The following is a 19,567-nucleotide window of genomic DNA, read 5'->3' as shown; positions in this document are numbered from 1 at the left end:
GAACGAAGCGGCTTTTTCTTTTTCAGCGTCAGGTCAAACCGATGCGCCCAGCCCGGTCAGATCGCGCATGAAGCGGTCGCGCCACACCGAAACATTGTTCTCGCGCAGTTGCACCATCATGTCGTTGTAGCGCGTGAGCCGTTCGGCGAGCGGCATCGCGAGCGCGGTGGCAAGTGCCTCGGCCATGCCGTCGGTGTCGAGCGGATTGACGATCAGCGCGCCCGACAATTCCTGCGCCGCGCCCGCGAAGCGCGAGAGCACCAGCACGCCCGGATTTTCGGGATCCTGCGCGGACACATACTCCTTCGCCACAAGGTTCATGCCATCGCGCAGCGGCGTGACATAGCCCACGTGCGAGGCACGGAACAGCGCCGCCAGCACGGCCCGCTCGTACTGACGATGGATGTACCAGATCGGCGTCCAGTCGAGTTCGGCGAAACGGCCATTGATGCGGCCCGACTCCGCCTCCAGACGCAGGCGGATGTCCTGATAGGCGTGCAGATCCGCGCGCGTGGGCGGCGCGATCTGCACGAACGAGACCTTGTTGCGCTGCGCCGTCGAATGCTCCAGCAAGCGCTCGAAGGCGCGAAAACGCTCGACCAGCCCCTTCGAGTAGTCGAGCCGGTCCACGCTCATGATGACCTTGCGGCCATGCAGCGTGGACTTGAGCGTGCGCACCGGCTTGCCGCGCTCGCCGGCCTTGGCGAGTTCCGCGACTTCGTCGGGATAGACGCCGATCGGATAGTCGTTCACGCAAAGCGTCTTGCCGAAGGCGTCGATGCGCGTGAGCCCGTCGGCGTGTTTTTCGACCGTGCCGCCCGCCTCGTTCACGATGTAATCGCAGAACGCGCGCACGTCCGGTTTGGTCTGGAAGCCGAGCAGATCGAACGAGCACAGCGCATCGACCAGCTCGCGATGCGGCGGCACCGCCAGCAACACCTGCGAGGCCGGAAACGGAATGTGCAGGAAGAAGCCAATGCGGTTTTTCACGCCCGCCGCGCGCAGCGCCTGGGCAAACGGAATCAGGTGGTAGTCGTGAACCCAGATGACGTCGTCTTCGTGCAGCAGCGGCACGAGTTGCTGCGCGAGCCACGCATTCACGCGGCAATAGCCCTCGTATTCGTGGCGGTCGTACTGGAGCAGATCGGCGCGATAGTGGAACGCGGGCCAGAGCGTGGCGTTCGAGAAGCCGCGGTAGTACTGGTCGTAGTCGCGGCGCAGCAGGCCGATGGTCGCGAAGGTGACCGGCCCGCGCTCTTCGAGCTGGATCTGCGGCTGGCCCGAGGAGAGCACATCGCCGCTCCAGCCGAACCACATGCCGCCGGTTTCCTTGAGCGCGTCGTACACGCCGACCGCTAGACCGCCGGCGGCCGGGCCGCCTTCGGAGATCGGCGCGACCCGGTTCGACACGATGATGAGTCGGCTCATGAGTTACAGGTTCCGTGCTGGGGTGAAACAGAGCGAGCCCATGCCGGCGATGCGGGCACGGGCGCGAAGACAGATGAGGCCGAAGAAGCGACCAACGAGGTGATCGAGGGCAACGCCGGCATCAGGCGCCGAGCGCCGCAAGCCACGCGAGCAATGCGTCGACCGATTCGACGCGTGTTCTGGCGATGGTCTCGCCGCCGCCGACCTTGATCGACAGACCGCCCATTTCGTTGACCACGGCGAAGCCTTTTTCGTCGGTCAGATCGTCGCCTGCGAACACGGGCGTGCGGCCCGCGAATGGCGGCTCGTTCAGGAAGGCGCGCAGCGCGCGGCCCTTGTCGACGTCCTTCGGCTTGATCTCGTACACCATCTTGCCCGGCTGCAGCACGTAAGCGTCGGCGAATTCGGCTGCGAGCTTTTCGGTGGCGGCGCGCGCGGTATTTTCGTGCTCCGGCGCGTTGCGGTAGTGCAGCGCGAGCGCGGCGCCCTTGATCTCCAGCAACATGCCGGCGTGCGTGCGCACCACTTCCGCCAGCACCTGCTCCATATGCAGCAGGCGCTGGTCATTGAAGCCGACGCGCTGGGTGTCGCCATTGGCGTCGCGGCGTTCCGCGCCGTGCAGGCCGGCGATCGGCAGGTCCGGCATGCCGAGGAAGCTGTCGATGCTGTCGATGCCGCGACCGGAGACGATCGCCACGGCGCCGTGCGTCGCGCGCCGCAGCGCACCGAGCAGCGCCAGCATGTCGGGCTGCACCAGCACGCCGTCGGGCGTGGGCGCGAGGTCGACGAGCGTGCCGTCGAAGTCGAAGAAAAATGCCGTCCTGTCGAACGGCAATTCAACCGGAAGGTCTTGCGAAGGATGTTGCGGAGTTGATTGCATCGCGTTCGTTTCGTCCCTCGGCGCGTGGGCCGGGTAAGCGTCCGGCGGGCTGGCGCCTGCCGGGCAAAGTGAGCGCATCTTACCGCGCATCACTTCAATTTTCGAGAAAACAGGCCTCGCAAGCCGCTTTCGGCGGCGTTTTGGGTCGTATTGCGCCGTTTGACGCGTATTTCGATGCCAATGCTTCGGATTGGCATCGATGCGTCTGCGGGTCTCCCCCGCGCCCGGGCACGTCTCTAAACCCGGCCATAACAGCCGGCCGGCGACCGCGAACCTTCAATTTTGCTACAGTCCATCGACATGCCGCAGCCAGCCGTGCTGCATCAAACCTCCATCGAGCCGCTGAGACAGCCTTGTTTTCCATCTTCGCCGACGTGTTGGCCGCCAGGCGCCTAGCCCGTCTGATCCGTCAGACGGCCGTGAACACGGCGCTGCTTTCGGCGATTGCAGGCACGGCGCTGTTGGGCGCATGTTCGCAGCCGACCACGCCCTGGCAGCTCACCGACGTCAGCGGCCACCTGCCCGATCTCGATTTCGCGCTGACCGCCGATAACGGCCAGCCCATGAGCGCCACGGATCTGCGCGGCAAGACGACGCTCGTGTATTTCGGCTACACGCATTGCCCGGATGTCTGTCCGGAAACCATGGCGCGTCTGATGCAGGTGCTAGCAAAACTCGGCCCCGATGCGCAGCGCGTACGCATTCTTTTCATCAGCGTCGATCCGGCGCGCGACACGCCGCAGGCGCTGCATGCCTACGTGGACGCGTTCGATGCGCAGCACGCGGTAGGTTTGACCGGTAGCGACGCGCAGGTCGAATCGCTCGCGAAGCGCTATCGCGTGGCCTACCAGATGGAGAAGCGCGATTCCGACGGCAGCTACGAAGTCACGCATAGCTCGGCGGTCTACGTGTTCGACGCGCAAGGCCGCGCGCGCCTGCTCGCCACCGACAAAGATACGCCGGACGCCATTGCGCATGACGTGCGCCGCGTGATCGATGCAATCGACGCAATCGACGCGCCAGTCTGAGCCGCCCCCGCCACAGGAATCGCCATGACGATGAAACTCAAGTCCCTCACTGCCGCCCTCGCCTGCACGATCGCGGCCCTGGCCCCGGCGGCGCAAGCCGCGGGCGCGGCGCTCAGTGCTCAAAATGCGTGGGTGCGCTGGCTGCCGAACGACCTGCCCGCTGCGGGCTACGTCACGCTCAGGAACGATGGCGAGCAGAGCGTCGATCTCGTCGATATCTCCAGCGACGACTACGCCATGGTGATGCTGCATCAGACCGTCTCGAACGGCTCGACGCAGCAGATGGTGATGGTGCACCAGGCGACGGTGCCCGCGCACGGCACCTTGGCAATCGCGCCGGGCGGCTATCACCTGATGCTGGAGCACGCGAAGCACAAGGTCGCGCCAGGCGACACCGTGCACATGAAGCTGAAGTTCTCGGACGGCACGACGCTCGACACACCGTTCGCGGTAAAGCCGCCGTCGCAGCAGTAATGGTCATGACGCAAGGCCCGCGATGAACCCGATTCCCTAAGTCCGCGATGAACCCGATGCCCTAAGCCCGCGATGAACCCGCTCTACTGGCTCGATCCCTGGGAACCGTCGCCGACGGTCGTTATCGCCATCGCCGTGGCGGCGGTCCTGTTTGCGCGCGGCAAGCGTCATGCGCGCGTCTCGCTCGCGCGGCAGATTTCGTTCTGGTTCGGCCTCGGCGCGCTGTACGTTGCGCTGCACACACGGCTCGACTACTTCTTCGAGCACGAGTTCTTCATGCACCGCGCGCAGCATCTCGTGCTCCATCATCTCGGCCCGTTCTTCATCGCGCTGGCCTACCCGGGCGCGGCGCTGCGCGCGGGCATCCCGTTCGCGTGGCGGCAGCGTTTCGTGCGGCCTGCGCTGGCCGCGCGGCCAGTACGCATCGCGCTCGACATCGTCATGCATCCGGTCGTCGCGGTGACGCTCTTCGTGGGGCTGATCTACTTCTGGCTGCTCTCGCCGATTCACTTTATCGCGATGCTCGACTGGCGCCTCTACCGCGTCATGAACTGGAGCATGGTGATCGACGGGCTGCTGTTCTGGTGGCTCGTGCTCGACCCGCGGCCCGCGCCGCCCGCGCGCCTCGCGCCCGGCAAGCGCGTGCTGGTGGTGATCGCGGCGATCCCGCCGCAGATCATCCTGGGCGCGTTCATTTTCTTCACGCCGCGCGAGCTCTATCCCGTCTATTCGATCTGCGGCCGCGCGTTCACCTGGCTCTCGCCGATGCGCGACCAGCAGATCGGCGGCCTGCTGTTGTGGATTCCGGGATCGATGATGAGCGTGATCGGCGCGCTGATCGCTCTGCGTCACTGGATGCGGCTGTCGGCGCGCGAACGCCTCAAGCCTGTGCCGCGCGTACGTGCGCCAGGTAGCGCGTCAGAGGCCGCGCAGCACGGCTAGGCTGCCTTTACGCTGAACGCATCCAGACGTGCGCAATGCCGTCTTCGTCGTGAATGTCTGAAACCGGCGTGAAACCGAACGCACCGTAGAACTTCTGCAGATGCGCCTGGGCATGCAGCCGCATCGGCACGCCGGGCCACTGCTGCGCGATATGTCCGATCGCGTGTTCGAGCAGGCCGTTGCCGAGCTTGATGCCGCGAAAATCCGGCGACGTCACCACGCGGCCGATCCGCACGTCGGCGTCGTTCGCGTCGGGCAGCAGCACGCGCAGATAACCCGCCAGCTTGCGCACGCCGTCACGTTCGCCCCAGGCGAACAGATGCCATGCATCAGCGTCGAGTCCGTCGATATCGCCATACACGCAGTTCTGCTCGACGACGAATACCGCCGAACGCAGTTCGAGCATGGCGTAGACATCGCGGGCATCGAGGGCGTCGAAAGCGCTCCACTGCCAGTCGAGTTGCGCAGTCGGCAACTCAGGCGACGCGGATGAAGTGGCAGAAGGCACGGCGGGAAACGGCGCAGTCATGGGATGTCCATCGAAGCTTGCTGAAAGGCTGATTATGCCTCGCAGCGTGCGCGGCTCACAAACCGCGCGAGCGCTCGAAGCGCGATCTGCGGCATCACTTGCGGCGGCGCGGCGCTTCGAACTTGCGCCAGTACTGAAACGGCTCTTCGTGCAGATCGATATCGAGCTCGACGATGCGGGCCTGCATGCGCTCCTGCGCCTCGGCGATCGCGCGATTGTAGACAGCGGGCCCGATCTCTTCGAGAAAAAAGGCCAGCAGGCCGCCTGCGGCAATGTTGCCGATCGGCTCTTCCATGTTCGCTTCGAAGTAGCGCTGGATCGACGCGATCGCGGCCGCGCGTTCGTCTTCGGTAAGTTCGATGGGCATGAGGAGAATCCGGAAGAGAATATTCCGGGTATTGTGCCTGCACGCACCGCATGGGGAACATGCGAGCCGTGATGGCGAATCCAGCGCAGAAAAAAGAAAAGCCACCCGAAGGTGGCTTTTCTCGTCTTGCCTGGAGGCGCGAGCCGGAGTCGAACCGGCCTAAACGGCTTTGCAGGCCGCTGCATAACCGCTTTGCTATCGCGCCAAAAGCGGACTGTTTGTGCGAAGGCCTTTCGGCTCGCCAAACAAAAGGGGAAGCGCTGCTTCCCCTTTCGAATTGGAGCGGGAGACGAGGCTCGAACTCGCGACCTCAACCTTGGCAAGGTTGCGCTCTACCAACTGAGCTACTCCCGCATAACCTACCGTACTGCTTAACCGCCTGGCACTTCGTTTCGTATTTCTACAAAACGCCGCACCTTAATTTGGAGCGGGAGACGAGGCTCGAACTCGCGACCTCAACCTTGGCAAGGTTGCGCTCTACCAACTGAGCTACTCCCGCATATTTACTGCATCACCGTTGATTTGCCACTTATCTTCGGCCATCTCCACCGCATCTGCTTCGTTTGCTGCTTGTCGTGCAGCGGAGAAGTGAGATTATGTATAAGCCGCTGAATCGTGTCAACCCCTTCGTGAGAACTTTTTGAAAAAAGATTCGCGGGGGCTTCGCGAGGGCTTCCATGCAACGGGCAGGAAAGCCCCCGGCCAAGATCGCTTACGGGCTCTTACAGGCTGCCTCGCTCGCGAATCTGCGGCCACGCGAGCTTCATGTAGTAGAGCATCGACCAGATCGTCAGCACGGCCGCCACGTAGATCAGCCATGTGCCCCACACGCGCGAATCGAACAGCGTCGTCCCGCCGATCGTCAGCGGCGCGTAGAACAGCAGCATCGGAATCGCCACCATCTGGCACGCGGTCTTGAACTTGCCGAGCTGGTTCACCGCCACGCTCTTCGAGGCGCCGATCTGCGCCATCCATTCGCGCAGCGCCGAGATCGCGATCTCGCGACCCACGATCACCAGCGCGATCACGGCGTCGAGCCGCTGCAGGTGCACGAGCACGAGCAAAGCGGCGGTGACCATGAGCTTGTCGGCGACCGGATCGAGGAACGCGCCAAACGACGAGGTCTGATTCCACTTGCGCGCGAGAAAGCCGTCAAACCAGTCGGTGAGCGCCGCCAGCACGAAGATCAGCATCGCCGAGGTGTTTTGCTGCATCGGGCTGAGCATTGTCTGCGGCAAATAGAACACGCCAACCACGAGCGGAATCAGCACGATCCGCAGCCACGTCAGGAGAATCGGGATATTGAACGGCATCGGGTGGCGCAGTCCGTCAGGGGAAATTGCAATTATGGGAGATGCAATTGTGCCGCGTCGCTGCACCTGCCACAAGCAAACGTAAGGCGGCAAACGTCTGGCGGCAGGCACGGGATGCAAACGGATCAATGCAATTGCTGGTAGATCTGCTCGGCGAGCGCGCGTGAAATGCCTTCGACGCTCGCCAGATCCTCGACGCTCGCGGCCATCACGCCGCGCAGGCCGCCGAAGCGCGCAAGCAGGCGTTGGCGCCGCTTCGCGCCCACGCCTTCAAGCTCTTCGAGCCGCGAAGTCTGCCGCGTCTTGCCGCGCTTGGCCCGCATACCCGTGATCGCGAAACGGTGCGCCTCGTCGCGGATCTGCGCGACCAGCATCAGCGCCGCGCTCTCCTTGCCGAGTTCGAGCGGCGCGCGGCCGTCGGCGAACACGAGCGTTTCGAGGCCGACCTTGCGTCCCTCGCCCTTCGCCACGCCCACCAGCATCGCAGGGTCGAGTCCGAGTTCGTCAAAGACCTGGCGCGCGATCTCGACCTGCCCTTTACCGCCGTCGATCAGCACGATATTGGGCAACGTGCTGCCCGCCGCGACCGGCTCGGCGCCGTCGGGCGAAACGCCCGGATCGGCGGGATCGGTGGCTTCGGCCTGCAGCGTCTGCGCCGCGTCGTTTTCGTTGCGCGCCGACTGGGCGACCATTTTCTCGTAGCGGCGCGTGAGCACCTGGCGCATGGCGGCGTAATCGTCGCCGCCCGTGATGCCGGTGATGTTGTAGCGCCGGTATTCGCTCGACTGCATCTTGTGATGGTGATAAATCACGCACGACGCCTGAGTCGCCTCGCCCATCGTGTGGCTGATGTCGAAACACTCGATGCGCAGGTGCGCGAGATCGTCGAGTTCAAGCCCGAGCAGTTGCGCAAGCGTGCGCGTGCGCGCCTGTTGCGAGCCTTGTTCCGACAGCAGCCGCGCCAGCGCGAGCCGCGCGTTCTGCTCGGCCATCGCGAGCCATGCGCGCTTTTGGCCCTGCGGCTGGCGCACCAGCGCGACCTTGTGGCCGGCCTGCTCCGACAGCACATCGACGAGTTCGCGGTTCGCGGGCGGGTGGCTCACCACCAGCACCGGCGGCACGCGATTGCCGAAGTAGTGCTGCGCAATGAAGGCGTCGAGCACTTCGGATTCGATGCCGCCCGCGCGCGCGCGGCGCGTGGACGGTTTAGGGGCGGACGCGTCGCCCTCCTCGCCCGCTTCATCGTCGAGATCCGCAGCGATGGCGAGCGGATCGGGCGCTTCAGCGTCGTCAAGCGCGTCAGCCTCATCGGCCTCCTGCGCATGCGCCGCGGCGCTCTCCACCAGCGCCTTGCGCGCAAGCGACGGCAACGACTTGAGCGCTGCCGCCGCAACCACCGTTTCGTCGGCGATTTCCTCGGCCACGCCGCCCTCGTCGTCCGTCAACGCACGCTCGACATGCGCGGGGAAGTAGGCCTTGTCGCCCAGATGCCGCCCGCCGCGCACCATCGCGAGATTCACGCAGACACGCCCGCCCAGCGCCACCACCGCGAGGATATCGACGTCGCTCTCGCTGCCGGTTTCGATCGCCTGCTGATGCAGCACGGTCGAGAGCGAACTCATCTGGTTGCGCACCGCCGCGGCCTGCTCGAACTTCAGTTCGGCGGCGAAGGCGTGCATCTTGGTTTCCAGCTCCTTCATCACCTCGCCCTGGCGGCCAAGCAGGAAGCGCGACGCGTTGCTCACGTCGCGCGCGTAGTCCTCCTGGCTGATCGCCCCCACGCACGGCGCCGTGCAGCGCGCGATCTGATGCAGCAGGCAAGGTCGCGTGCGGTTGTTGAACACCGAATCCTCGCAGGTGCGCAACTGGAACACGCGCTGCAGGATCTGGATGCTTTCGCGCACGGCGTAAGCGCTCGGGAACGGGCCGAAATACTGGTTGTTGCGATCGACCGCCCCCCGGTAATACGCCATGCGCGGGAACTTGTGGCCCGTGAGCTTGAGGAACGGATAAGACTTGTCGTCGCGAAAGAGGATGTTGTAGCGCGGCGCGAGCGCCTTGATGAGGTTGTTTTCGAGCAGCAGCGCCTCGGCTTCCGAGCGCGTGACCGTGGTTTCGATGCGCGCGATGCGCGTGACCATCATGGCGATGCGCGGCGAAAGCTGCGTCTTCGTAAAGTAGCTCGAAACCCGCTTCTTCAGGTCGCGCGCCTTGCCCACGTAGAGCACCGCATTCTGCGCGTCGTAATAGCGATAGACGCCGGGCAGATGCGGCAGTTGCGCCAGCACCTCTTTCGGGTCGAAAACGTCGGGTTCGGTCGAAGCGGTCATCCAGTGGGGGGCGTCGGGTTTGCGTTGAATTTGCGTTCGCGTTTGCGTGATGCGGCAAGCCGTGCCGCCTTCGCGACGCCGTCATGCGGGTGTCTTAGAATCGCAAGTTTAGATCATTCCGTGCGGCCCCGAACCCGCTTGCCTGCCGTGCCGGCAGGCACACCGGCGATCCTGCCGTCCGCGCCACCGGTTCCCCCCCCTCGCTCATCGCGTCCGCTCGCCATCATGCCCCACGACTCAAGCCGCCCCGCCGACGCACCACCGTACACACAAGCCGCGCCGTCATCGACGCGCATCGCCTGCGACCTTTTCTGCGCCGTGATCGACAATTTCGGCGACATCGGCGTGTGCTGGCGTCTCGCGCGCCAGCTCGCGCACGAGCACGGCTGGGAAGTGCGCCTCTTCGTCGACGACCTGCTGTCCTTCCAGCGGCTGTGTCCCGCGCTCGATCCGCAGCGGGCGACGCAGACCGTCGAAGGCGTCGTGATCGAGCACTGGCACGAGCCCACGCACGCGGGCGAGACCTTGCAGATCGCCGATGTGGTGATCGAAGCCTTCGCCTGCGAATTGCCGCCCGTCTATGTGGCCGCGATGGCGCAGCGCGAGCGCAAGCCGGTGTGGTTCAACCTCGAATATCTGAGCGCCGAGGACTGGGTGGCCGATTTCCATCTGCGCCCTTCGCCGCACCCGCGCCATGAATTGCTCAAGCATTTCTTCTTCCCAGGTCTGGGCAAGGGAACGGGCGGCGTGTTGAAGGAAGGCGATCTCGACGCGGCGCGCGCGGCGTTCGAAGCGTCGCCGCAGGCGCGCGCCGCATGGTGGCAAAGCGTCACGGGCGGCCCGCCGCCGGGTCCCGAGGCCACTGTGATATCGCTGTTCGCCTATGAGAATCCCGCCGTGGACGCATTGCTGGAGCAATGGCGCGACAGCCCGACGCCCATCGTCCTGCTGGTGCCGCAAGGCCGCATCTCCGGGGCGCTGGCACGCTTTTTCGGCGTGGAATCGTTCGGCGCCAGCGTGCGCGCCGAACGCGGCGCGCTGACCGCGCACGGACTCGCCTTCACGGAACAACGCGGCTACGACGCACTGCTCTGGGCCAGCGACCTCAACTTCGTGCGCGGCGAGGATTCGTTCGTGCGGGCGCAATGGGCGGCGCGCCCGTTCGTCTGGCATATCTACCCCCAAGGAGACGACGCCCATCTGCCCAAGCTCGACGCCGCGCTCGATCATTACGCCCGCACGCTCGGCGAGGCGCCCCGGCGCGCGCTCGAACAGTTCTGGCACGCCTGGAACGGCAACTGGGCGCACGAAGGCGACACGGCACCCGACGGCCGCGCGAACTGGAGCGAATTTGCCCGCCATTTGCCCGCCTACAAGGCGCGCGCGCAGGCGTGGGCGCAAGAACTCGCGCAAGCCGGCGATCTCGGCGGAAATCTAGCCGAATTCGCAAAAAGTCAGTTAAAATAAGCGGTTACCCGACGGCAGCCGTCTCAAGCGGTGCATCAGGCGGGGGCCTCAAGCGCTTCGATGGCACTTGAATGGCTTCGGATCCGGTTTAAACACCCTTCCGACCCGCAATGAACCATGCCGTGCACACGCGTGGATAGAGCGAATCGCTTGCGACGTTTGCCGTCGCGCACACTGAAAGCTACTTAATCTGTAATCTGGACAGGACAGTTTTTTATGAAGACCGCACAGGAACTCCGCGTCGGCAACGTCGTCATGATCGGCAACGACGCCATGGTCGTGCAGAAGGCCGAGTACAACAAGTCGGGCCGTAACTCGGCCGTCGTGAAGATGAAGTTCAAGAACCTGCTGACCGGCGCCGGCATGGAAACCGTGTACAAGGCCGACGACAAGTTCGACGTCGTGGTGCTGGAGCGCAAGGAAGTGACCTACTCGTACTTCGCAGACCCGATGTACGTGTTCATGGACGCCGACTACAACCAGTACGAAGTCGAAGGCGAGATGATGGGCGACGCCCTGCACTACCTCGAAGACGGCATGGCTTGCGAAGTCGTGTTCTACAACGAGAAGGCGATCTCGGTCGAACTGCCGACCGTGCTCGTGCGCGAAATCACCTACACGGAACCGGCTGTCAAGGGCGACACGTCGTCGGGCAAGGTTCTGAAGACCGCCAAGCTGAACACCGGCTTCGAGCTGCAAGTGCCGCTGTTCTGCAACATCGGCGACAAGATCGAAATCGACACGCGTACGAACGAGTACCGCAGCCGCGCATAAGCCCAAACGCGGCGCCAGGTGCGCCGCACGGCAGCGCGAAAGCAGCCGCAATGCGAATCTCCATGCGTGGCGGATGCAATCGAAAAAGCGCCCCTCGGGGCGCTTTTTCTTTTTTTCCCGAGCGTGTATGTTTGTGACTGCATGGGAAAACCTTACCGGTTTCGCAGTCGCTTAAAATTACCGTATGTTGCAGCGGCGAGGCCAGACGCTCATGGCATGGTTCCTGCTGATTTCGTTTTGAGATAGCGCGCAAGCGCCCTTCCACCGAAACCAGGAGAAACAGATGAACAATGACATCGCTGCAGGCAAGTGGAAACAGATGATCGGCAAGGCCAAGGCCGCATGGGGCGAGTTGACGGACGACGAGCTGACCAAGGCCGAGGGACACCTCGATCGTCTCGCAGGGCTGATCCAGGAGCGTTACGGCAAGACGCGTGACGAAGCGGAGCAGGAAGTGAAACGCTGGTTTGACGCGCATCGTCCGATCGACGATTGAGCAGGCAAACATAGCGGGATACCAGGTCAGTCCGCGGCAATAGCGGCTCAAGCAGTTCAAGCGGCTCAAGCGGCTTGCCGACGGACTAACAGCAGCATGGGGGCAGTACGGCCCGAGCGCCGCATCGCGCGGCGCATCGGGTCTGCGCGGAAGTACGGCGCGACTGGCTTGCGGGCGAATGATTCATCGTGATTCGAAAACGCCGCAGCCAGCGCGGCTTGCCACGCGCCAATCTGGGGAGGACCGGAACTGAACAATCTGACTCGAGACACGCAGGTGCTCTCGGTGACTAACTCCGTATCGTGCGCCCTGGCGCGCCGCTACGTCGCGCCCCTCGCCTTGCGTGGCGACACGGCGTGGACGATCGCGCCGGTCCGGCCACTTTGCGCCCCGCTTCTCGCCTCGCTTCTTGCCCGCTTCTTGCCCCTCGGTAAGCCGATTCCGCCATGCCACACGCCCTGATTGTCGAAGACGATCCTAATAGCCTGTCAGGCCTCTCCGCCATCCTGGCCGCCGACGGCTTCTCCGTCGATACGGCGGCCACTCTGGCCGACGCGCGCGCCGCACTCGGGCGCTTCATCCCCGATGTCGTGCTCGTCGACCTGAATCTGCCCGATGGCGGAGGCCTCGAACTGCTGCCTCACCTGCCCGCCCAGCCGCCCGGCGGCGCGCTGCCCGTGATCGTGATGACCGGCAATGCGACCGTCGAAAGCGCGATCGAAGGCCTGCGCCACGGCATCTGGGACTATCTGCTCAAACCCGTCAACATTCCGCGGCTGCGCAGCCTGCTTGCGCGCATCCCGCGTCCGTACGAACTGACCGAGGAAGTGCGCACGCTGCGCGAAAGCCTGCGTCTGCTCGGCCGCTTCGGCCCGATGCTTGGCCGCAGCAGCGCGATCCAGCACGTGTACGACGCGATCGAGCAGCTCGCGCCCACCGAATCGGCGATCCTCGTGCACGGCGAGCCCGGTACCGGCAAGGAAGTCGCGGCGCGTACGCTGCATCAGCTCAGCCGCCGGCGCAAGGGTCCGTTCGTGGTGTGCGACGGGCGCGCCATCGCCGCCGAAGCCGCCGGCGGCCGGCCGCTCGCGAGCATTCTGTTCGGCCACGAACGCGGTGCCTTCAACGGCGCCGAGCAGCGCGAGCCGGGTCTGGTCGATCACGCAAGCGGCGGCACGCTCTTCATCGACGAACTCACCGAACTGCCGCGCCCGCAGCAGGAAGCGTTGCTGCGCGCACTCGACTCGCAGACCTTCATGCGCGTGGGCGGCAGCAGCGAAGTGGGCACCGATTTCCGCCTGATCGCGGCCACGCGTGCCGTGCCGCGCGACGCGGTCCGGCAGGGCATGCTGCACGAAGATCTGTGGCTGCGCCTGGACGCCGCGGCGCTGCAACTGCCGCCGCTGCGAGAACGCGAGGAAGACGCGGCGCTGCTGGCCGCCGCCTGCGTCGACGAAATGAATCTCGAGGCGCATTCGCGCGGCCTCACGGGCACGACGCGGCTCGTGGCGCCCTCCTTCGTGCGCGAGTGCCTGGCCTACGACTGGCCCGGCAACGTGCGCGAATTGCAGGAGCGCGTGAAGCGCGCGTGGCATGCGTCGGGCGACGTGCTGGAAACGCTGCAGGCCGAGGAAAGCAGCGGCGCGTCGGGACGCGATTCGAACGGCGGCCGCGTGCAGGTGACGGTCGGCACCCCGCTCGCCGATGTCGAGGAAATGCTGATCCGCGCGACGCTCGACGCCGTGGGCGGCACGCGCCATCGCGCGGCGTCGCTGCTCGGCATCAGCCCCAAGACGCTCTATAACAAGCTGCAACGGATGCGCCTCAATTAAGCGAGCGTCCCGGACACACCGGACGCCCAGCCCGAAACAGAAACGGCGGCTCTTCTTATCGAAGGAGCCGCCGTTTCTGCTTCAGGCTTCTGCGCTCAAGGCATCACGCTACGCAGCAGCGCCTGCGCCGACAGATACGCAGGATCGGCCACGAGCTTGTCCCAGCTCAGCGCCTTGCCGCGTCCGTGCAGTTTCCTGATGCGTCTGGCCGATGCCTTGCGCTCGCGCGAGGGCTCCTCGGTGCGCAATGCGTCGAGCACCTTCTCGGCTTCGTGCGGCTGGTTGCAGATCAGCACCATGTCGCAGCCCGCCTCCAGCGCCGCACGCGCGCCTTCGGTCAGCGTGCCGCCCTGGCGCGCGGCCTCCATCGACAGATCGTCGCTGAAGATCGCGCCCGTGAAGCGCAGGCGATCGCGCAGGATCTCCTGGACCCAGATGCGCGAGAAGCCAGCCGGCTTCGCATCGACCTTCGGATAGATCACGTGGCCGGGCATGGCCGCCGCCAGCGACAGGCCGAGCCAGTCGTAAGGCTGCGCATCCTCGCCGAGGATCGATTCGAGCGGACGCTCGTCGACCGGCACGGCGACATGCGAATCAGCCGTCGCGAAGCCGTGTCCCGGAAAGTGCTTGCCGCAGTTCGCCATGCCGGCGAGCGCGAGACCGTGGTTCAGACTTTTGGCGAGCAGCGTGACGACGCGCGGATCGCGATGGAACGCGCGGTCGCCCACCACCTTCGACTGGCCGTAGCCCAGATCGAGCACGGGCGTGAAGGACAAATCGATACCGCAGGCGCGCAACTCGGCGGCCAGGATATAGCCGACCGAGGTGGCCAGCTTGGTCGCGAGCAGCACGTCCTTGTCCCACAGCGCGCCCAAGCGCCCCATCGCAGGCAGCACGGTGAAGCCGTCGGTACGAAAGCGCTGCACGCGCCCGCCCTCGTGGTCCACCGCAATCAGCAGATCGTCGCGCACGGCGCGGATCGCATCGGTCAGCGCGACCAGTTGCGCACGGTTTTCGTAGTGGCGCGCGAACAGGATCACGCCGCCGGTGGAGGGATGCGCGAGGCGGCGCACGTCGTCATCGTTGAGCGTCGTGCCGACCACGTCGAGCATCACCGGTCCGGGAATTCGTTTCATCGATTAGTCGAGCATTAGTGCCGCGTCGAACCACGTCAAGACGTGCGCGGCGGAATGGAAAACAGCAACGGGAGTTTAGCTGCGCGGCTGGTCGGTCTCGGCGATCACGAACGAGACGGCGTAGTCGCGCTCGTCGGTGATCGTCACCTGCGTGGTGATGCCGCGCTCGTCGAGCCAGAGCGCAAGCTCGCCCGAGGCCAGCATATAAGGCTTGCCGCCGGGCGCGTTGAGCGTCTGCACGGCGCGCCAGGTCATCGGCATGTGGATGCCCAGACCGATCGCCTTCGAGAACGCTTCCTTCGCGGAAAAGCGCGTGCACAGATAGGCGAGACCGCGCACCTCCGAACGCGCCTTGCGGGCGTGATACACCTTCAGCTCATCGGGGCCGAGGATGCGCTCGGCGAACCGTCCGCCGGTGCGCTCCATCGTCGCCGCGACGCGGCTGATCTGGATGATGTCGGTGCCGATGCCGTAGATCGCCATGCGTTCCTCGTCGTTCATTGCGCCGCGTGCGCAGCGCGAATACGCTTGCTTGTGCTTAAGCGCGCGCGGCCGCGAGGCGCGCCGCGACCATGATCGCCTTCATCTCGCGCACCGCGTTCTCCCAGCCCGCGAAGATCGCGTGCGCGACCACGGCGTGGCCGATGTTGAGTTCGTGGATGCCCTCGATCGCGGCGATCTGCTGCACGTTGGTGTAGTGCAGGCCGTGGCCCGCGTTGACCTTGATGCCCAGGCCCACGCCGCAGTTCACGCCCGCCACCACGCGCTCGTATTCGCGCTGCTGCTCGGCGGCTTCGTGCGCTTCGGCGTAACGGCCCGTGTGCAGCTCGATCACGGGCGCGCCTGCTTCGTGCGCGGCGCGGATCTGTGTTTCGTCCGGGTCGATGAAGAGCGACACGCGGATGCCCGCGTCGGCCAGTTGACGGCAAGCGGCGGCCACCGCGTCGAACTGCCCCGCCACGTCGAGACCGCCTTCGGTCGTCAGTTCCTCGCGCTTTTCGGGAACGAGGCAGACATCGTGCGGCTGGATCTCGCAGGCGATGTCGAGCATTTCGGCCGTCACCGCGCATTCGAGATTCATGCGCGTCCTGAGCAGCGGGCGCAGCTTGCGCACGTCGGCATCGACGATGTGGCGGCGGTCCTCGCGCAGATGCAGCGTGATCGCATCGGCGCCCGCTTCTTCGGCGAGCAGCGCCGCGCGGATCGGATCGGGATAGGTCGTGCCGCGCGCGTTACGCAGCGTGGCGACGTGATCGATATTGATGCCGAGGTCGATCACGTTGGGCGAAGTCAGGAAGAAGCTCATAGGTTCTGCAGGTCGATCAGGATCTGGCGCGTCGCGAGCGGCGTGCCGCCAAGGTAAGTGTTCAGCAGGAAACGCATCAGCGCCTTGCTCTGCGCGACGGTCTGGGGTCGATGGTAATCGTCCTCTTCCATATCGAGCAACGTCTGGCCGGACAGCACCGGCCATTGCGAGGGCCATTCGTCCGACGCCTCGCGCACGCCGCGCTCGGGATCGAAGACGTAGCGGCCTTCGGCCATCACGGTCTTGCGGTTGACGGTGCGGTTGAGCGCCAGCGCGTAACCGGTGTCGCGCAGCAGGACGCGCTCGAACGATCGCAGCACCTGCACGGGCGGCAAATCGTGCGCGAGGCGCGTGAGCGTGACGACGTAATGGTTGAAGAGTGCGGGATGCGGGTCTTCGCGGGCGAGAAACTTGACCAGCAGCTCGTTCACGTAGAAGCCGCACAGCAGTGCGTCTCCCGCGAGCGGCAACATGCCGCCGACCCATTCGGCGCCGGTGAGCGTGCGCACTTCACCCTTGCCGGTCCAGTTCAGCGTGAGCGGCTGGAAGGTCTGCAATACGCCGCGCAACGCCGAATGCGGGCGCTTCGCGCCCTTCGCGACGAGCGCGACGCGGCCGTGATCGCGCGAAAGCACGTCGATGATGAGGCTTGTTTCCCGGTACGGATAGCTGTGCAGCACGAAGGCGGGCTGCTCGGCAACGCGATAGTCGGACGTGCCGCGCGAGGCGCGCGGCGCTTGCGAGCGGGTCGTGGTCTTGCGAGGCGTGGCGCGGCGCTCGAGCGTGGCGTCGGCGCCTTCGCTCATATCGCGGCCGCCCGATGCCGCCAGACGCGGACGACGGCTGCGCGCGGTCGCGCCACTTTTGCCGCTCGGGATGTTCGAACCCGACGAACGCCGCGCGCGCGTCGCATCGCCGCCGGGCGATTCGAAATCGGCGTCGTCGGCGCCCGCGTCGGGCGCGGACCAGTCGTCGTTCAGGGTTCCGGCTTCGCCGTCACTCATGCCCGCTCACTCGCACCTTGAGATTGCTGTCGTCGCTGGGTTGCGTTCCGGGATCGCGGGGCTGCGCGTTACTCGTAGCCGTAGGCGCGCAGGCCGGCTTCGTTGTCGGCCCAGCCGCTCTTCACCTTCACGAAGGTTTCGAGATACACGGGACCGTCGAACAGCTTTTCCATGTCGAGACGCGCTTCGGTGCTGATCTGCTTGAGCTTGGCGCCCTTCTGGCCGATCACCATGGCTTTCTGCGTATCGCGCTCGACGAGGATGGTCGCGAAGATGCGGCGCAGACGGCCTTCCTGCTCGAATTTTTCGATGATCACGGTGCTGGTGTACGGCAGTTCGTCGCCGGTCCAGCGGAACACCTTTTCGCGCAGGATCTCGGCGGCCAGGAAGCGCTCGCTGCGATCGGTCAGGTCGTCTTCGCCGTAGATCGGCTCGCCTTCGGGCAGGTAGGGCTTGAGCGTCGCCAGCAGACGCTTGATGTCATCCGCATTCTTGGCCGACAGCGGCACGATCTCGCGGAATTCGCGCAGCTTCTGCACTTCCTGGATAAACGGATAGAGCGTGGCCTTGTCGTTCACCTGATCGATCTTGTTGGCGATCAGGATCGTGGGCGCGCCCGGCGGAATCAGGTCGAGCACCTTCTGGTCGTCGGGACCGAACTTGCCCGCTTCGATCACGAACAGCACGGCATCGACGGAACTCAGCGTCGACGTGACGGCGCGGTTCAGCGAGCGGTTGAGCGCCGTGCTGTGACGCGTCTGGAAGCCCGGCGTATCGACGAAGATGTACTGCGCGTCTTCGGTCGTGTTGATGCCGGTGATGCGGTGGCGCGTGGTCTGCGCCTTGCGCGAGGTGATGCTGATCTTCTGGCCGACGAGCGCATTCATCAGCGTGGATTTGCCAACGTTCGGACGGCCGACGATCGCGACCATGCCGCAGCGAAAACCGGCAGGAGTGGAAGTGGGAGCGTTCATGATCGGACCAGGGAAATAAAACGGGGCGCGCGTGGATCGCGCGCCCGGGTGGAATCAGTGGCCGGCGTCGGCTGCGCGCACGGGCACGGCCGCGCCGATGTCGGCGCTGGTTTCGGACGACGGTTTGTCGTCCGGTGCGCCATGTTGCGTGTGACTGCGCGAAGCGCGCGGTGCGATCGAAGCAGCCGAAGGCACGGCGTCGAAGCGATCGGTCTTTTCAGGGGCTTTCTCGGCGCCCTTTTCAGCACCCTTGTCCTGCACGTGCGCCGCGCGGATCACCGCGAGCGGCGCGGCCTCACCCGCTGCCGCCGCCGCGGCAGCCGCTGCGACGGTAGTGGGACGCTCACCGCGCGCACGGCGCTCCGGCGCGCGCAGATCGAGCGCGCCCTGCACGCCGGTCACGCCCGGCACGACCTCCAGATCGGGCTTCGGTGCGCGCGCGCCCTTCGAGCGGCGCGGCTTGGTGACCAGCGCGGGGGCGGCCGCCATCACCTCGTCGAGCGCCTTCTTCGCGGCAGCCTGCTCGGCCGCGCGACGGCTGGCGCCCGAACCCGAAACCTTCACATCGAGCTTGGGCACCGTGCATTCGACTTCGAACTGCTGATTGTGCGCCGCACCATGCGTGGCCACCACCGTATAGGTGGGCAGCGCGATCTTGTGGCCTTGCAGGTATTCCTGCAGCAGCGTCTTGGCATCCTTGCCGAGCGTGCGCGGATCGATGTGATCGAGAATCGGCACGTAGAGGCGCTTGATGACCGTCTGGGCGGCGTCGAAGCCGCCATCGAGGAAGATGGCACCGAAGATCGCTTCGAGCGCGTCAGCCAGGATCGATGGGCGGCGGAAGCCGCCGCTGCGCAGTTCGCCCTCGCCCAGACGCAGGCCATCGGCGATATTCAGGGCCTGAGCAATCTCGTACAGCGACTGCTGCTTGACCAGATTCGCGCGCACACGCGAGAGATCGCCTTCGTCCAGCTTGCCAAAACGTTGGAACAATAGGGCCGCCACCGCGCAATTCAGAACCGAATCACCGAGGAATTCGAGGCGTTCGTTATGCGTGGCACTGTGACTGCGGTGGGTGAGAGCCTGGCGCAACAATTCCGCATTGCGAAATTCGTAGCGCAAACGGCTTTCCAACGGAGATTGGGGCATGGGGAGAGTATAACGCGCCCGCCGCCCCCGGCGAAAACGCGGGGCGGCAGGCGAAAAACCGTGATGAAGCGGCGTTGCCGCGGGTTCTTCAAGTAGCGCGCGAAGATGCGAGGCGCGTATCGTTTATCCGACACGCGC

General features: G+C 65.2%; 19 protein-coding genes and 3 tRNA genes. 7 read left to right on the top strand and 15 right to left on the bottom strand.

Going from position 1 to position 19,567, the window contains the following annotated elements; genetic code table 11:
• Positions 1 to 33: 33 nt before the first annotated feature.
• The gene (gene otsA, locus B0G62_RS20300) at positions 34 to 1,428 is read right to left on the bottom strand and encodes an alpha,alpha-trehalose-phosphate synthase (UDP-forming) (protein ID WP_103706008.1); all 1,395 of its coding nucleotides are present in this window, start codon (positions 1,426 to 1,428) and stop codon (positions 34 to 36) included.
• Positions 1,429 to 1,549: 121 nt separating this feature from the next.
• Positions 1,550 to 2,308: a trehalose-phosphatase gene (otsB, locus tag B0G62_RS20295; protein WP_103706007.1), complete on the bottom strand. Its 759-nt coding sequence runs from the start codon at positions 2,306 to 2,308 to the stop codon at positions 1,550 to 1,552.
• A 401-nt stretch (positions 2,309 to 2,709) separates the two neighbouring features.
• Here otsB and B0G62_RS20290 point away from each other — a divergent pair, with 401 nt between their 5' ends.
• The 3 genes from B0G62_RS20290 (at position 2,710) to B0G62_RS20280 (ending at position 4,752) form a co-directional block, all read left to right on the top strand.
• Positions 2,710 to 3,336: an SCO family protein gene (locus tag B0G62_RS20290; protein WP_103706115.1), complete on the top strand. Its 627-nt coding sequence runs from the start codon at positions 2,710 to 2,712 to the stop codon at positions 3,334 to 3,336.
• A gap of 24 nt (positions 3,337 to 3,360) precedes the next feature.
• Entirely contained in the window at positions 3,361 to 3,810 is a 450-nt protein-coding gene (locus B0G62_RS20285) for a copper chaperone PCu(A)C (protein ID WP_103706006.1), read from the top strand.
• 72 nt (positions 3,811 to 3,882) lie between these two features.
• Positions 3,883 to 4,752: a cytochrome c oxidase assembly protein gene (locus tag B0G62_RS20280; protein WP_103706005.1), complete on the top strand. Its 870-nt coding sequence runs from the start codon at positions 3,883 to 3,885 to the stop codon at positions 4,750 to 4,752.
• 7 nt (positions 4,753 to 4,759) lie between these two features.
• Here the strand turns inward: B0G62_RS20280 and B0G62_RS20275 are convergent, their stop codons facing one another.
• The 7 genes from B0G62_RS20275 to uvrC all read right to left on the bottom strand — a co-directional run bounded on the left by B0G62_RS20275 (position 4,760) and on the right by uvrC (position 9,291).
• Positions 4,760 to 5,281, bottom strand: coding sequence for a GNAT family N-acetyltransferase (locus B0G62_RS20275; RefSeq protein ID WP_103706004.1), 522 nt, complete (start codon positions 5,279 to 5,281; stop codon positions 4,760 to 4,762).
• 94 nt (positions 5,282 to 5,375) lie between these two features.
• Positions 5,376 to 5,648 (bottom strand): DUF2164 domain-containing protein, encoded by a 273-nt coding sequence (locus tag B0G62_RS20270; protein ID WP_103706003.1) that lies wholly within the window; start codon positions 5,646 to 5,648, stop codon positions 5,376 to 5,378.
• A 131-nt stretch (positions 5,649 to 5,779) separates the two neighbouring features.
• Positions 5,780 to 5,853 (bottom strand) — tRNA-Cys (locus B0G62_RS20265).
• A 73-nt stretch (positions 5,854 to 5,926) separates the two neighbouring features.
• Positions 5,927 to 6,002, bottom strand: a tRNA-Gly gene (locus B0G62_RS20260).
• A gap of 69 nt (positions 6,003 to 6,071) precedes the next feature.
• A tRNA-Gly gene (locus B0G62_RS20255) sits at positions 6,072 to 6,147 on the bottom strand.
• Between the two features lie 223 nt (positions 6,148 to 6,370).
• The gene (gene pgsA / locus B0G62_RS20250; protein ID WP_103706002.1) at positions 6,371 to 6,961 is read right to left on the bottom strand and encodes a CDP-diacylglycerol--glycerol-3-phosphate 3-phosphatidyltransferase; all 591 of its coding nucleotides are present in this window, start codon (positions 6,959 to 6,961) and stop codon (positions 6,371 to 6,373) included.
• 125 nt (positions 6,962 to 7,086) lie between these two features.
• Entirely contained in the window at positions 7,087 to 9,291 is a 2,205-nt protein-coding gene (uvrC, locus tag B0G62_RS20245) for an excinuclease ABC subunit UvrC (protein WP_103706001.1), read from the bottom strand.
• Positions 9,292 to 9,516: 225 nt separating this feature from the next.
• On the opposite strand from uvrC, the gene earP reads away from it, so the two are divergent.
• The 4 genes from earP (at position 9,517) to B0G62_RS20225 (ending at position 13,860) form a co-directional block, all read left to right on the top strand.
• Entirely contained in the window at positions 9,517 to 10,758 is a 1,242-nt protein-coding gene (gene earP / locus B0G62_RS20240; RefSeq protein WP_103706000.1) for an elongation factor P maturation arginine rhamnosyltransferase EarP, read from the top strand.
• A 216-nt stretch (positions 10,759 to 10,974) separates the two neighbouring features.
• The gene (gene efp, locus B0G62_RS20235) at positions 10,975 to 11,532 is read left to right on the top strand and encodes an elongation factor P (protein ID WP_103705999.1); all 558 of its coding nucleotides are present in this window, start codon (positions 10,975 to 10,977) and stop codon (positions 11,530 to 11,532) included.
• A 283-nt stretch (positions 11,533 to 11,815) separates the two neighbouring features.
• Complete coding sequence (locus B0G62_RS20230) at positions 11,816 to 12,028, top strand: CsbD family protein (RefSeq protein WP_103705998.1); 213 nt, start codon at positions 11,816 to 11,818, stop codon at positions 12,026 to 12,028.
• A gap of 446 nt (positions 12,029 to 12,474) precedes the next feature.
• Complete coding sequence (locus tag B0G62_RS20225) at positions 12,475 to 13,860, top strand: sigma-54-dependent transcriptional regulator (protein ID WP_103705997.1); 1,386 nt, start codon at positions 12,475 to 12,477, stop codon at positions 13,858 to 13,860.
• 95 nt (positions 13,861 to 13,955) lie between these two features.
• Here B0G62_RS20225 and nagZ read toward each other — a convergent pair whose 3' ends face one another.
• The 6 genes from nagZ to rnc all read right to left on the bottom strand — a co-directional run bounded on the left by nagZ (position 13,956) and on the right by rnc (position 19,429).
• The gene (gene nagZ, locus B0G62_RS20220; protein WP_103705996.1) at positions 13,956 to 14,996 is read right to left on the bottom strand and encodes a beta-N-acetylhexosaminidase; all 1,041 of its coding nucleotides are present in this window, start codon (positions 14,994 to 14,996) and stop codon (positions 13,956 to 13,958) included.
• A gap of 75 nt (positions 14,997 to 15,071) precedes the next feature.
• Entirely contained in the window at positions 15,072 to 15,479 is a 408-nt protein-coding gene (gene acpS / locus B0G62_RS20215) for a holo-ACP synthase (protein WP_103706114.1), read from the bottom strand.
• Positions 15,480 to 15,534: 55 nt separating this feature from the next.
• Complete coding sequence (gene pdxJ / locus B0G62_RS20210; protein WP_103705995.1) at positions 15,535 to 16,302, bottom strand: pyridoxine 5'-phosphate synthase; 768 nt, start codon at positions 16,300 to 16,302, stop codon at positions 15,535 to 15,537.
• Complete coding sequence (recO, locus tag B0G62_RS20205; protein ID WP_244193317.1) at positions 16,299 to 17,306, bottom strand: DNA repair protein RecO; 1,008 nt, start codon at positions 17,304 to 17,306, stop codon at positions 16,299 to 16,301. Before recO ends, pdxJ begins: the two co-directional genes overlap by 4 nt.
• A gap of 68 nt (positions 17,307 to 17,374) precedes the next feature.
• Complete coding sequence (era, locus tag B0G62_RS20200; protein ID WP_103705994.1) at positions 17,375 to 18,280, bottom strand: GTPase Era; 906 nt, start codon at positions 18,278 to 18,280, stop codon at positions 17,375 to 17,377.
• A 54-nt stretch (positions 18,281 to 18,334) separates the two neighbouring features.
• The gene (gene rnc, locus B0G62_RS20195) at positions 18,335 to 19,429 is read right to left on the bottom strand and encodes a ribonuclease III (protein WP_103705993.1); all 1,095 of its coding nucleotides are present in this window, start codon (positions 19,427 to 19,429) and stop codon (positions 18,335 to 18,337) included.
• Positions 19,430 to 19,567 lie beyond the last annotated feature (138 nt).

Origin of the sequence: Paraburkholderia eburnea, assembly GCF_002917095.1 — a bacterium.
GTDB lineage: Bacteria > Pseudomonadota > Gammaproteobacteria > Burkholderiales > Burkholderiaceae > Paraburkholderia > Paraburkholderia eburnea.
The sequence above is the reverse complement of the archived record's forward strand: the minus strand, read 5'-3'. Positions and strand labels throughout refer to the sequence as shown.